This is a genomic window from Acinetobacter indicus, from assembly GCF_009914475.1.
In the GTDB taxonomy this organism is placed as follows: domain Bacteria; phylum Pseudomonadota; class Gammaproteobacteria; order Pseudomonadales; family Moraxellaceae; genus Acinetobacter; species Acinetobacter indicus.
The window spans coordinates 1613964-1627964 of sequence record NZ_CP045198.1 but is presented as its reverse complement, the minus strand read 5'-3'; the positions used below and the strand labels follow the sequence as shown (position 1 = coordinate 1627964).

The window sequence follows — 14001 nt, the reverse complement described above, 5'->3', positions numbered from 1 at the left end:
TCTTTCGGGAAGCTCTCTGTTTTACACAGATCAAGCCAAGCATCGACAAGATCAGCTTAACTTCAGGGTTAGGTTACACGTGATGGTTACAATTAAGTTTGAGTGCCGCTGGGCGCTGAAAACATAAGAAGCCTTAGCTATGAAAGAAATATTAAAAAATTTAGTTGAAACGACTGCGCTTCCTGAAGATAGTTATCTTGATCAAGATGCAGAAATTCTAGAAATTTTTGTTGAAGAAATTGAAGAAATCTTCGTTGAGCTAAAAGACCTGTTGGCTCAATGGGCCACGCAGCCTAACGATCAGGAAACGCTAACCACCATTCGCCGTCATTTTCATACCTTAAAAGGTTCTGGACGCATGGTTGGGGCCAAGTCGGCAGGAGAGCTGGCCTGGACGGTTGAAGATACCTTAAACCGGGTCATTTCCGGTAGCCTGACCCTGTCAGCGCAGGTGCAGCAGTTTGCAACCGCGGTGGCGAACGTCTTTGAATACAAACTTTATCCAAGCTTTAAACATGCTCAGCCGATGGCACTAGACCTGCGTCCATTGGTGCTATTAGGACAACAATTACAACAAAATTTAAGTCCTGAACCGGCTTTAGAAGAGCTGTTACAACTGGCAAGCAGCCTAAGGTCCAGCGACAGTATCACCGGTCTGGAGTTTGATACAGCAAGTACTGATGAGCAGGTTGCTGCAGACACCGAGCTGGCTGTGGCTGATAGTGTTGAAGAAGATCCGCTAGCAGCTGAAACACTGGCCATCTTTATTGAAGAAGCGGAAGAACACCTGTTAACGGTGGACCGCTTCCTGGCACATGATGAGCTGAAAACTCAAGATTACAATGGCCTGATTCGTGCCCTGCATACCTTGCGCGGCAGTTCATCCATGGCACACATCGAGCAGATTTTTGATGCCAGCTCCAAGGTCGAAAACCTGTTCAAGACCCTGTTGCAGGATGAAATTGAATCGACCTCTAAAGAAACCGCACTGTTGCTGCAATATGCTGAATTTGTGCGGGATTATCTGCATCTGTTGCCGCAGAATGACAGTGCCGGCATGGACCGGATTTATCAGACCTTCAATACTGCATGGCAGAACTATGGCTTTAGCCTGGAAGATGTTGATGAATCAGTGAATCCGCAAGGTCTGGTATCCAAGCTGATTGAACTGAATATTGATCAGTTGCTCGATGCTGAGTTCGAATTTGACCAGCGTGCGCAGGCTGAATATCCGGAATATATCCAGACCCTGAGCCATCAGGCGAAGCTGCTGGTAGAGCGTACCGATAACCGCGCCTCTCAGGGTATTCATGATTTTACCCAGGAATTACAACTGGCCTATGCGGCCTTGCTGGACAAGCCAAGCCTGCTGCATAGCGATTATGCCTTTGAATTATTTGGACAGGCGCATCAGGAATTTATCCATCTGTTTGATACCCTGGCTGCCGGGCAACGCGTCAGCTTAAGCGAAGATGCTCAGCAGATCATCAATAACCTGAGTGCCTTTGTACAGCAGGATATTGAAGCACTAAGCCCAGAAACTGATACCACAGAAGCTGTAACCGAAACGGTTGAAGCCGGTGCTGGGCTGAATCTGGCCGTATTGTCACAGCGTCTGGAAGCTGACCGTCAATACATGGATAGTGCTGAAGCCAACAAGGACTTTGATCCAGACCTGCTGGACATTTTCCTGGAAGAGGCCGAAGAGTTACTTACGGGTATTGACCAGGATGTTAACAGCTGGAGCCAAGACCCGAGCAATACTGCTGCGCTGAACAATCTGATGCGCCATTTGCACACCTTAAAAGGTGGTGCCAACATGATTGCAGCCAGCCATATCGGTCTGATTGCGCACCATTTAGAAACCATTTATGAGCGCATCATTAACCGTCAGATGAGCGCATCGACCGCATTGATTCAGATTATCCGTTTGGTTCAGGACAATATTGCGGACCGTATCCAGACCATCCGTGAACAGCAGGTCGATTATCCGGCGCAAGAATCACTGGCGATTCTGGAAAATATTAGCGAACTGGCCCAAGGTCAACTGGTTGAAGCTGAATCGCTGGCAGTGGCGGCTGAAGCAACCTCTAGCGCAGATGTACAACAGTCTGATGCATCTGCACTTGAGTTTGAACTGGAACAGCCAGCACCTGCAGAAACAGCCTATACTGCGCCTGAAGATGAGCAGCCAGACACCAGCAGCGAACCGGTACTGGAAGATGCACCGACCCTGGCTGAGCAAACCATCCCTACAGATGCGGTATCTACTACTGAAAATGACGGTGAAGACAATCTGCATTCGATTGTGGAAGAAACCTTCCTGGAAGAAGCTGAAGAGCTGCTCGACACCACAGAAAGCCTGTTAAAGCAGTGGTTTGACCATCGTAGTGACCGAAGCATTTTGCTGCAGTTACAACGTGCTGCGCACAGCCTGAAAGGCGGCGCGCGTATGGCCGAAATCGAGCCGGTGGCCGTGATTGCCTATCAGCTGGAAAATACCTTTGAACAGTTCGCGGTGCATCAGTTTAATTCCAATGCCTATGATGCCTTGCTGAACACCACTGTGGCCTGGTTAAAAGAAGCCATCTTCCAGCGCGATTACAGCAATTTTGATAGCCTGAAAGCCAGCCTGGAGTCGATTGAATACGTCAATGCGACGGCGCAGCTGCCAGAACGCTTCAATACCGCCGATCTGCTGGCGCCAAGCAAAACCTTCGAATTTGTGCAGGGTGATGGTGCCGAGCCGCCATCCATGCAGGGTGAATGGAGCGAAACCGCACAGCTGGATAACAGCAATGAGATGATCCGTATTTCGGCTGATCTGGTTGAGAAGATGATTGACCTGTCGGGTGAAAACGCGATTAACCGCTCGCGAATCGAGATGGAGCTGGGTCAGCTGGGCGGTACCCTGAATGAAATGGAACTGGCGATTAAACGTCTGGCCGATCAGTTACGCCGAATGGAAGGCGAGCTGGAAAGCCAGATTATTGCCAAACATGGTGATGAACATTCACGCTATACCGACTTCGACCCGCTGGAGATGGACCAGTACTCCTCCTTGAACCAGCTGTCGAAATCGTTGGCGGAATCGGCGTCGGACTTGGTGGACTTTAAGACCACGCTGGCGGACAAGATTCGTGATGCTGAAGGTCTGTTACTGCAACAGTCGCGGATTCAGGCAGAAATTCAGGAAAGCCTGATGCGCACCCGTCTGGTACCGTTCTCGCGCATGTTGCCACGTTTACAGCGGATTGTGCGTCAGACTTCATCGACCTTAAACCGTCCTGCCGAGCTGGTGGTACACAATACCGAAGGCGAGCTGGACCGGACTATTCTGGAACGCCTGATTTCACCATTTGAACACATGCTGCGTAATGCGGTGGACCATGGTCTGGAAGATGCCGCTGTACGTAAACAGGCAGCGAAGCCGGAAGTGGGCCAGATTGAGCTGAACATTGGCCGTCAGGGTACCGATGTACTGATTAGCTTTACCGATGATGGTAAAGGTATTGATGAAACCAAAATTCACGCCAAAGCCCTGAGCCTTGGCCTGATTCAGCCAGAGCAGCAGCTGGACAAGAAAGAAATTCTGCAGCTGATTTTCCATCCGGGCTTTAGTACCGCACAAGCCGTGACCCAGATTTCAGGTCGTGGCGTCGGTCTGGACGTGGTGCAAAGCGAAATTAAAGCGCTGGGCGGCCATGTCGAGGTCGATTCTGAACTCGGTAAAGGCACTACTTTCAGTATTCGCGTACCGACCACAGTGGCGGTATCCGATGCCTTGATGGTAAAAGTTGGCGATCAGCAGTTCGCAATTCCATTGGCGCAAATTGACCGTATTGTACGAATTTCACCTTCTGCGCTGGAAAGTTACTTCAGCAGCAAAGATGACTACTTCAAGATTGATCAGCAAAACTATAAGTTGCGCTATCTGTCCGAGTTTGTTGCCAATCAGCCATTGCCGCGTTTAAGCAATATCGCGCATTCATTGCCGGTGCTGCTGATTAAAGGCAATACTGGTCAGACCATTGCCTTACTGGTCGATCAGCTGATTGGTTCACGTGGCCAGATTGTGATGAAACCGATTGGCCAGCAGTTCTCCAGCGTGGGTTCGATTGCCGGCGCGACCATTCTCGGTGATGGTCAGGTCTGTCTGATTCTGGATGGTCAGAATATTGCCCGTCAGATTCAGGCAACCCAGCGCATCAAGCATGTGATGGAGCCGCGTGAAGTACAGCGTCGTGATACCCGTCGTCTGGTGATGATTGTGGATGACTCGGTGACCGTACGTAAGGTCACGTCACGTCTGCTCGAACGTCAGGGCTTTGATGTGGTCACGGCCAAAGACGGTGTCGATGCGATTGAGCAGCTGGAAAATGTCAAACCGGATCTGATGCTGCTGGATATTGAAATGCCGCGTATGGATGGCTTTGAGGTGACCAACCTGGTACGCCACCATGACATCCATCGTGACTTGCCAATTATCATGATTACCTCGCGTACCGGTGAAAAACACCGCGAACGTGCCTTTAGCTTGGGGGTAACGCACTATATGGGTAAACCGTTCCAGGAAGCAGAATTGCTTGCCAATATTGAAAACATTTTGCATAGCAGTGAGGCTAAAGCATGAGTCAAAGCAACAGCACCAGCAAAATCGACCAGATTAGCCAGCAGGAACTGCAACATCTGATTACCGTTTCGACCGGCTTTATTGATGCCTATATTGTGGAATGTCATGATCAGGAAGATATGCTGATTCCGCAGAATATTGTCCTGTCGGCGCTGGACAGTTCTACCGCGGTCGATCATGTCGAGTGGCATGATCTAAAACTGCCGGTATATCGTGTTACCCATCCAGAGCAAAATCAGGGCGTTGCCTTGGTGATTGAAGGTGATGAAATTGATCAGCGCTTTGCCCTGATGTGCAATGCCATGCCAAAAACCATCCGTCTGCGTATTTCGGAAGTGGTTGATGATGAGCGTGAAGGCCAACATCCGGCGGTATTCCAGTATGTGCGTATGGGTGAGCAGGTATTCCATGTCCCGAATCTGGCACATATTCAGGCCAGTCTGGGTTTGAATAGCTAATTTAACAGTTGGCAACAGACACAAAAAAAGGAACTCCGCGGAGTTCCTTTTTTATGCAACAGCAAAAAATTAAGTCAGCAGGCCTTCAAGAATCTGCTCATAAATTTCAGCCAGTGGTTCTAAATCATCAATATTCACGTGTTCATTGATCTGGTGAATGGTCGCGTTCAGCACACCGAGTTCCAGCACTTGTGCACCGGTTGGCGCGATAAAGCGGCCATCTGATGTTCCGCCCGAAGTAGACAGTTCAGTCTCAACACCAGTCACATTGCGAATCGCATTTTTGGCGGCATTGACCAGTTCACCGACTGGGGTCAGGAATGGTAAACCGGACAGTGTCCATTGAATGTCATAGTTCAGTTGATGACGGTCCAGAATTTCCAGTACCCGGGCTTTGAGCTGCTCAGCAGTCACTTCAGTCGAGTAACGGAAGTTAAAGGTCACGGTCATGGTGCCCGGTACCACGTTGGTTGCACCGGTACCGGCCTGAATATTCGACACCTGGAAAGAGGTGGCCGGGAAGTATTCGTTGCCATTGTCCCAAACAGTTTCGCACAGTTCAGCCAGCGCTTTAGAGGCAGTATGAATCGGGTTAATTGCCAGATGTGGATAAGCCACATGGCCCTGTTTGCCTTTCACGGTTAATACCGCATTTAATGAACCACGACGGCCATTTTTGACAATATCACCCAGACGATGGGTGCTTGATGGTTCACCGACCAGACACCAGTCCATTTTTTCATTACGTGCTTCCAGGGTTTCAACCACCTTTACGGTACCGTTAATGGATGGACCTTCTTCATCTGAGGTAATTAAGAACGCAATTGAGCCTTTATGATCTGGATGTTTGGCCACAAAGCGTTCTGAAGCCACCACCATGGCTGCCAATGCCGTTTTCATATCGGCACTACCGCGGCCATAGAGCTTGCCATCACGAATTTCTGGAGCAAACGGGTCAGAATGCCAGGCATCTAAACTACCGGTAGGGACCACATCGGTATGACCGGCAAAACAGAACACCGGGCCTTCTGTGCCTTTACGCGCCCAAAGATTATCGACATCTTCAAAACGCATTGATTCAATATTAAAGCCAATCTTTTTTAAGCGTTCCGCCATGATGTCTTGGCAGTTATGATCAACAGGTGTTACGGAAGGTTGACGTAATAACTGTAAGCTGAGCTCGAGCGTATCTGAGTGGTTCATGGCTTTGGAATCATGCAAAAAATTTGCCCCTATAATAGGGGAATCATGCCGAGAAGGGGAGTTTTTAATATAAAAAAACCTTATCAGGAGATAAGGTTTTTGCCGGGAATTTGCATTGAAATTTGATTATTGACGGATTTCATCCTGAGTTTTTTCAGCCGTATTACTTACCGCATTACCTGCTGAAGAGACATCTTCACCTAGACCTTTTACTGTATTACAACCAGTCAGAACAAACATCATTAGTAATGAAGTCGCTAGAATTTTTTTCATCATCATCTCCGTATCATTAAGCATAAATTATTCTGATGTGAAAATTAGAGTAAGAAATATACAGCCAAAAAAATATAGTGCTTTGATTGTGGTTGAGTAATTAAATGTTGTTCAAAGATAGGCTTTTAGTCCAATAGTGCTGATAACAGGCATCCATCAGCACCGGGTTACGATACATATAAAATGCTGACTGCTCCTGATTCAGATATAAGCCATTGCTCCAGAATGCGTTGGCTGAACTGCTTGGACTGGCATGTGGGCAAATCCATTCATGCCGTTGCAGTCGGTAAAAATCCTGATGATTTTTCGGCAAATGCTGGCCCCAGGTGCCAATTCTGCGCTCGGGATTGACCCAGTCAGGAAGAGCCTGTGCAGTAGCATGTTCAGGCAGATACAGCTGGCCTTTTAACACGGCAAAGCGCTGTTGAATGGGATGACCTTGGGCCTGCTGAAACTGAAACTGCTTTTGGGTAAAGTGGGTTAACTTGCGTAATAAGGTGTCGCTGCGGTTCAGCCCATACCAGTAGGGCAGACTCAAATCACGTTCGGCCAGATAATATTTGAGCGCCACTTCCCAATGTTCAACTTGCTGGTGGTCATGGTTTAGCAGCAGAAAATCGAGTTCGCCCGTGGTGCGTGGTCCATCAATTATCTGAATGCTATGTCCGAGCAATTCATAAGGATGATAGTCACGCTCGGTCAGCCAGAACCAGAGCAGCATTTCAAACCGCAGCCCTAGCCGGGTACTTTTGAGCTGGCTTAAAAAATCTTCCAGTGCAGCCGGATGCTGGTCTAAATGCTTCAGCCGGCTTTGATAATGATCAAAGTGCTGCAACCAGCAATCTGTAGGATGAAAATCAAAGCCATAACGCTGCTCCAGTGCTGGTGGCAGCTGCTGTAAAATGTTGGGACTGGCCACGCTAAAGGCCAGTTGCCGCACCAGCGGATTGCGGAAATTTAACCAGGGTTCAGCAGAAATATCAGTAAAGGTGTTAGGCGACATCAGTAAATCCATGGTTAAACAGCAGAATTACAACGAAGAAAAGTTTAAAAACGCTTTATACTAGCGCAATTCGACGGGTAGGGTTGCGGTATGAGAGTATTGTTTTGGCGAAGTTTGGTGGTGATTTTTGTCATCCTCGGCTTCATTGGTGCAGTGTTGCCCGGTATGCCAACAACAGTCTTTCTGATTTTAGCGGCCTGGGCTGCATCCAAAGGCTGGCCGCAAATGGATGCCTGGTTGTTGAACCATCCCAAATATGGCCAGACCTTAAGAGACTGGCGTGCCAATGGCACCGTACCGCGTAAAGCCAAATGGTTTGCCACCATCATGATGCTGATCAGTGCCTGCATCATGTTATTTACCACGGCTCCGCTGGCAGTCAAAATTTTTACCAACCTGACCATGTTTGTGGTGGCAATCTGGTTATGGCTACGCCCTGAACCTGTTGTTGTCACTCCACCAAAGGTAAAGCAAGAATGATCTACCCTCTACATGCTGCGGATATTCTGGTTGATTTATCTGAGCAGACCTTATATCTACCAAAACACAATAAACTGTATGTGGTGTCTACCGGTGAAAAGGGCATTGGTGAAGCAGAAAATAGTGGCAAAACCCCACGTGGCTGGCATCAGGTGGCCCTCAAGTTTGGTGCAGATGCGCCGGAAAATACCGTGTTTATTGCCCGTCAGCCAACGGGTGAAATTTATGATGATGAGCTGGCCGAACAGTTTCCTGAACGTGACTGGATTTTGTCCCGTATTTTATGGCTATCAGGGCTGGAGGATGGTTTTAACCAGGGCGCTGGCTGTGACACCTTTAAACGTTATATTTATTTGCATGGCACGCCAGATACCGAACCGATGGGCATTCCCAAGTCACATGGCTGTATCCGGATGCGCAATCGCGACATTATCGAGCTGTTCGAGCTGATTCCAGAACAGGCATTGGTGTATTTGTCTGAAAAGCGGCTGGATTTTAGCCCCTTGGCCATTGAACCACAGCCATAAGACTTAAGCCTGAATTTTACTGGCATTTTTCACAGGGAAAAAATAAAAATGTGCAGGCGAGCAGGGGGGTAATTGCAAGAAATTTCTTCTATTCCCTAGTGGGCTAAAAATAAAATTTTTTGAATAAAGTCAAATAACATACAGAATTTGTTTGTTTTTCTAGTGAATCACTTATTTTTTAATCACTCAGTCATAAAAAAGTGAAAACTGGCAGAAAAGCGTTTGACAGGCGGTAAAGATTCTCTATAATGCACCTCACAAACGATGAAGACGTTAAGGGCGCTTAGCTCAGTTGGTAGAGCGTCTGCCTTACAAGCAGAATGTCGGCGGTTCGATCCCGTCAGCGCCCACCAAGCCTTTACGTTAAAGATTCTTACGTGCAGCGGTAGTTCAGTTGGTTAGAATACCGGCCTGTCACGCCGGGGGTCGCGGGTTCGAGCCCCGTCCGCTGCGCCACTTAAGCTTCTTTAATATTCGTTTGAACCACAATAGTGACTTTGTGTAAGTGCAGCGGTAGTTCAGTTGGTTAGAATACCGGCCTGTCACGCCGGGGGTCGCGGGTTCGAGCCCCGTCCGCTGCGCCATTTACATAAAACGCTTTTGAGGGCGCTTAGCTCAGTTGGTAGAGCGTCTGCCTTACAAGCAGAATGTCGGCGGTTCGATCCCGTCAGCGCCCACCATGATTCTTTTGCGATGCAGCGGTAGTTCAGTTGGTTAGAATACCGGCCTGTCACGCCGGGGGTCGCGGGTTCGAGCCCCGTCCGCTGCGCCATCTCAAAGAATAGCCCTATAAGTTTCCTGAGCTTATAGTGGACTCAAGATTGACAATCTTAATCAGGGCGCTTAGCTCAGTTGGTAGAGCGTCTGCCTTACAAGCAGAATGTCGGCGGTTCGATCCCGTCAGCGCCCACCATATTCAAGCTGTAAAGCTTAAAAGACCTTAATTGCTTACGCAATTACCGTTGCAGCGGTAGTTCAGTTGGTTAGAATACCGGCCTGTCACGCCGGGGGTCGCGGGTTCGAGCCCCGTCCGCTGCGCCATTTTTCATGCCCTGATGTGAAAAATGTGATCAATTACCAAGACTACACACTTCGTTGGTCTTGCGTTGTAAAAAATAATATATTATTTTTTACTCTTCAGGGCGCTTAGCTCAGTTGGTAGAGCGTCTGCCTTACAAGCAGAATGTCGGCGGTTCGATCCCGTCAGCGCCCACCATATCTTTCTTGCCTAAATCTTAAATATTCCATAGAATCCCAGCATTATAAAACAATAAAATGGACTGGATGATCTATGCGCAATCCATATCAACGCAAGGCCGCGTCTAAATCTCAAACTTCAAGCTATAACGTTCAAGATATTTACAAACAGTTTATTGAAATCATGGTCAGCCAGGGACAAGTGTTTGCGCTGTATCATGACGGCTGGGCCTTATGTGCCACACCCACCGGACAGCGCGCTTTTGCGGTCTGGCAAAATAAAAGTCTGGCCAAACTGCTGGTCAAAGACAACTGGGAAAATTACGATATTCAGGAAGTCAGCTTTAAAGATTTTATTGAAAAAGTCCTGCCATTTTTAAGGCAGGAAAGCACACTGGTGTCGATGAATCTTAGTCCTGAAGGGCAGAATGTGCTGGTAGCACCGGAAAAGCTGCTGCTGGATATTAAAAACTATCTTTACCAGATTTATTTGCAAAAACCTGAGGTCTATAAAAACCTGCAACTGCCTTCGCCACGTTCCATTCGCCTTAATTAAGATTTATTGGGTATTAATATTCATTGAGTAGCCAACCACTTACATAAGCAAAATATTCGCGTAACCAGGAGTTATAGCGAATATAGAGTGGTGTAGGAGCGCTATAGGGCAAGGGCTGCTGATAGCCCTGTTTGCGGGCAATGGCCAGCGCACGCGGTAAATGAAAATCACTGGTCACCACGGCAATCGGATCACTGAGCTGAATATCGTGTTGTACCAGCAAGGCCTTGGAATTGTGGAAATTCAGAGCGGTACTGGTACTGCGTGCTTCCAATAGAATTCGTGTTTTCGGAAGATGATGCTGCTCTGTTAAATAGTGCGCCATCACTTCGGCTTCGGTCCACTGATTCCCAAAAGCGGCGCCACCACTGACGATAATTGGAATCTGCGGCAGCTGCTTGGCTAACGCGGCCCCGGCATCCAGGCGTTTGGCCAAGGTTGGCGTTGGCTGGTTGTGCTGGATTCCCCCGCCTAAAATCAGAATCGCCTGCGTATTCGGATTGGGCTGGCTATGCAGGCTTTGCCAGTGTAAGTAGCCAAAGAACAGTACCACACTGAGTAGCCAGACCCAGAAAGCACCCCATACTAAACGCCAGCCTTGTTGATAGATCGGGCGCTGTCGAATCCAGCGCTGTAGCGGAACATAACACAAGGCATAAATGAACAGTGCTGCACCGAGCAGCATCGGCAGCAGGGTACCAAAGTGAAAGCTGTTCAGGCTGAGCAACCACAAACCATTGGCCAGCAGTAGAACTGCAGCCATCAGGCTAAAGATACGTTTCAGTGGGGCGTGGCTGTGACTCTGCATGGCGGAATAATCATAAATAGCGTGATGTATCTACAGATTATAAAAGATCAAGATGAAAAAACCGGACATCAAGTCCGGTTTTTTCAGTTTTAGTTTTCAGCAAGTTAGCAAAACTTAGTAGACATCACGGCGGTAACGGCCTTCACTGCGTAACTGATCCACCGTAGCTTCACCAAGCAGTTCAATCAGGGTCTGGTCAACATCGCTGGCCATGCCATCAATACTGCCGCAGACATAAATCACGGCACCTTGCTCAATCCAGCGTTGCAGTTCTTTGGCCTGTTCACGCAATTTATGGTGTACATAGACTTTCTGTTCCTGATCACGCGAGAAGACCACATCCAGACGCTGCAACATGCCGGTGCTTTGCCATGCAGACACAATATTTTCATAGAAAAAGTCATGTGCGCGCTGACGTTCACCGAAAATCAGCCAGTTCTGGGTGTAGTCATGACGGATGCGCGCCTGTAATAGACTCATTAGCCCGGCAATACCAGTCCCGTTACCAATACAGATGATTGGACGGTTGTCATCAATCAGGTGGAACGATTCATTGGTGCGAATGCGCAGGGCAATACTGCTCTGTAGCGGCGCATGTTGGGTGAGCCAGCCCGAACCAAGACCCAGTTGACCTTGGGCATCGGATTGCTGGCGGACCACCAGACGCAAAATCTGCTGCGATGGAATGCTGGCAATCGAATATTCACGTGCAGGCAGGGTCGGTAACTGTTCCAGTAAATGTTCCAGATTGGCAAACGGCTCGATTTCAACCGTCAGATCTTTGTCCCAGAGCGCCTGTTCAATCGGTTCACCGGTCGAATCTAGCAGGGTACCCGGCTGAATCTGATGCTGTTGCATAAAGGCTGCCAGACGATCAGGACTGTTCCCCGGCTGGATTTCGGCAATATCACCGGCTTCCCAGTGCGCTTCGTGTTGCGGTGCCAGTTCGATATTATAGGCCGGTGCCCCCAGACTGTTCGGATTGAGCAGATCACGCTGTTTCAGAATCCAGCTGTCAAAGGTCTTGTGAATGTCCATGCCTTGCAATTCAAGCTGGGTGGTTTGGGCCAGTGCCGCATTCCAGCGCTGGATATCTTCATTGCTGGCATTATCCACTTCAATGGTGGCAAACAGAGGCTGCGCCTGATTGCGTTGTAACCACTGATCAATTTTATGACCAAAGCTGCAGTAGCTGTCCAGATATTCCCTGGAGCCCAGCGCCAGTACCGCATAACGAAGATGCTGTAAATTGGCCGAGCTGCTCAGGATTTTCTTGTCAAAGCTGGAGGCTAAATCAGGTGCTTCACCGGTACCATAGGTACTGGCTACAAACAGCACCTGTTCTACCGATTGCAGATCTTCCAGACTCAATTGCTGTACCGGTTTCACGGTCACTGGTTGACGCGCTTCCTGCAAACTGGTCGCAGTACGCCAGGCCAGCTGTTCAGCCACGCCGGTTTGGGTGGCGTAGGCAATCAGCCACGGTTTGGCATTTGGATCAACCGTGACGGCGCTTGCGCTATTCCGTACTGCCTGGGTCAGTTTCTTCTGCTTGCGACGTTTCAGATACAGCATCCAGCCGGTGACAAAGAACAGCGGCATCAGCAGGGAAGCGACCATGGCAAAGAACTGGTACACCGGACCAAAGAAGCTGCCACGGTGAACCGGTAACATGCTGCTCATGATTTTTTCATTGAGTTTTTTATCTTCATACAGGCTGATGTCGGTGAGGCTGGCCGTCTGATAGTTATAGGTTGCACTATTGCGGGCACGTTCATGCTGCGGTACTGCATCGACAAAGTTCAGGCTGACTTCACCATTGGCCTGTTTGGGCAGGTTCAGGGTCATGGTTGAGTAGTCACGTCCCAGTTGTGCCTGTACGCCAATCCAGGTTTGGTTCAATACCGCCTGCATTTGCAGCGAATCCAGTCCTTCTGCACGCTCACCACGACCTTCACGCGCAGCACCTTCGCCACGTTCACGGCCTTGCGGCGCACCACGCTGACCTTGCGGCGCGGCATTGGCCTGCATTTGCGGTTGTGGACGCTCTACGCCCAGCACCTTGAACATGCCATTACGCCACCAGTCATAGGACCAGTACAGACCGGTACAGGCCAGAATCAGGTAGAAAATCACCACCCAGGTGCCGACAACGGCGTGTAAATCCCAGATGAAGTTCCGGCCTTTAAGTTTCGGCTTCACAAAGAACCACTGTTTTACCGAATGCTTTTTCGGCCAGCGTAGATACAGACCACTCAAGACAAAGAAAATCAGCATCAAGGCACAGGCGCCGGTAATCTGCTTTCCGACCGGGCCAACGGTCAGGTTACGGTGTAACTGCTGGATAAACTGGAAAAATTCACGGCCTTTAATCTCGGGTAACACTTCTGCGCTGTAGGGGTTAATCAGCACATTCTGGCCGCGACGTGCGCCTTCTTTGGCAATATTGACACTCGAAGATGCTGCCGGATCGGAGGCGATAGTAATGCTATTAATTTTGGTTTCAGGTTGAGTCAGCTGAAAATGCTGATAGATTTCCGCCGGGGTGAGCTTGGCCCGGTTTTCGACCTGCACGGTATAACTGTCCGGATTCATCCATTTTAGAATTTGTTGTTCATAGGAATAAATCGCACCGGTAACACCCATCAGTGCGAGAATCAGGCCCGCACTAATTCCAAGGAACCAGTGCAGCTGGAAAAATATTTTTTTAAGCATAGCAATACAGCAGCAGTGTGAAGAGAACAATGGGCGAAATTATAACTGAAGAATAGCGAGATGGAATAGAGTTTGAATATAATATTTATTCTCATTATCATTTAGATTGGTACAAACCGGATAAAAAAACCTCCAGCAGGGTGGAGGT

At 48.8% G+C, this 14001-nt stretch carries 10 protein-coding genes and 8 tRNA genes; 13 read left to right on the top strand and 5 right to left on the bottom strand.

All coding sequences use genetic code 11. The features are described 5' to 3' along the window. Positions 1–139: 139 nt before the first annotated feature. Complete coding sequence (locus GA693_RS08170; RefSeq protein WP_160241099.1) at positions 140–4633, top strand: hybrid sensor histidine kinase/response regulator; 4494 nt, start codon at positions 140–142, stop codon at positions 4631–4633. After that, the gene (locus GA693_RS08165) at positions 4630–5091 is read left to right on the top strand and encodes a hypothetical protein (RefSeq protein WP_075167114.1); all 462 of its coding nucleotides are present in this window, start codon (positions 4630–4632) and stop codon (positions 5089–5091) included. The genes GA693_RS08170 and GA693_RS08165 overlap by 4 nt, the downstream gene beginning before the upstream one ends. 69 nt (positions 5092–5160) lie before the next feature. Here the strand turns inward: GA693_RS08165 and dapE are convergent, their stop codons facing one another. From dapE to GA693_RS08150, 3 genes are all read right to left on the bottom strand, one after another. Next, on the bottom strand, positions 5161–6294 hold the full coding sequence (gene dapE / locus GA693_RS08160; RefSeq protein WP_005179534.1) for a succinyl-diaminopimelate desuccinylase: 1134 nt from the start codon (positions 6292–6294) through the stop codon (positions 5161–5163). Between the two features lie 126 nt (positions 6295–6420). Next, complete coding sequence (locus GA693_RS08155) at positions 6421–6567, bottom strand: entericidin A/B family lipoprotein (protein ID WP_005179532.1); 147 nt, start codon at positions 6565–6567, stop codon at positions 6421–6423. Between the two features lie 100 nt (positions 6568–6667). Continuing rightward, positions 6668–7570, bottom strand: a complete 903-nt coding sequence (locus GA693_RS08150) for a DUF1853 family protein (RefSeq protein WP_160241100.1) — start codon at positions 7568–7570, stop codon at positions 6668–6670. A gap of 90 nt (positions 7571–7660) precedes the next feature. Here GA693_RS08150 and GA693_RS08145 point away from each other — a divergent pair, with 90 nt between their 5' ends. The 11 genes from GA693_RS08145 to GA693_RS08095 all read left to right on the top strand — a co-directional run bounded on the left by GA693_RS08145 (position 7661) and on the right by GA693_RS08095 (position 10330). Further along, a complete protein-coding gene (locus GA693_RS08145; RefSeq protein ID WP_075167111.1) occupies positions 7661–8050 on the top strand; it encodes a YbaN family protein in 390 nt (129 codons plus the stop codon). Continuing rightward, entirely contained in the window at positions 8047–8577 is a 531-nt protein-coding gene (gene elsL / locus GA693_RS08140) for a cell wall-recycling L,D-carboxypeptidase ElsL (RefSeq protein ID WP_104488696.1), read from the top strand. The genes GA693_RS08145 and elsL overlap by 4 nt, the downstream gene beginning before the upstream one ends. A gap of 277 nt (positions 8578–8854) precedes the next feature. After that, positions 8855–8930: transfer RNA gene (locus GA693_RS08135), tRNA-Val, on the top strand. A 26-nt stretch (positions 8931–8956) separates the two neighbouring features. Next, positions 8957–9033: transfer RNA gene (locus tag GA693_RS08130), tRNA-Asp, on the top strand. 51 nt (positions 9034–9084) lie between these two features. Next, positions 9085–9161: transfer RNA gene (locus GA693_RS08125), tRNA-Asp, on the top strand. 20 nt (positions 9162–9181) lie between these two features. Then, positions 9182–9257: transfer RNA gene (locus tag GA693_RS08120), tRNA-Val, on the top strand. Positions 9258–9272: 15 nt separating this feature from the next. Next, positions 9273–9349, top strand: a tRNA-Asp gene (locus GA693_RS08115). A gap of 65 nt (positions 9350–9414) precedes the next feature. Further along, positions 9415–9490: transfer RNA gene (locus GA693_RS08110), tRNA-Val, on the top strand. Between the two features lie 51 nt (positions 9491–9541). After that, positions 9542–9618 (top strand) — tRNA-Asp (locus GA693_RS08105). A gap of 99 nt (positions 9619–9717) precedes the next feature. Beyond that, a tRNA-Val gene (locus GA693_RS08100) sits at positions 9718–9793 on the top strand. Positions 9794–9868: 75 nt separating this feature from the next. After that, positions 9869–10330, top strand: a complete 462-nt coding sequence (locus GA693_RS08095) for a DUF2750 domain-containing protein (RefSeq protein WP_005179520.1) — start codon at positions 9869–9871, stop codon at positions 10328–10330. 13 nt (positions 10331–10343) lie between these two features. Here the strand turns inward: GA693_RS08095 and GA693_RS08090 are convergent, their stop codons facing one another. Then, entirely contained in the window at positions 10344–11138 is a 795-nt protein-coding gene (locus tag GA693_RS08090; RefSeq protein ID WP_160241101.1) for a YdcF family protein, read from the bottom strand. A 114-nt stretch (positions 11139–11252) separates the two neighbouring features. Then, positions 11253–13853: a PepSY domain-containing protein gene (locus GA693_RS08085; RefSeq protein ID WP_160241102.1), complete on the bottom strand. Its 2601-nt coding sequence runs from the start codon at positions 13851–13853 to the stop codon at positions 11253–11255. Between the last annotated feature and the right edge of the window lie 148 nt (positions 13854–14001).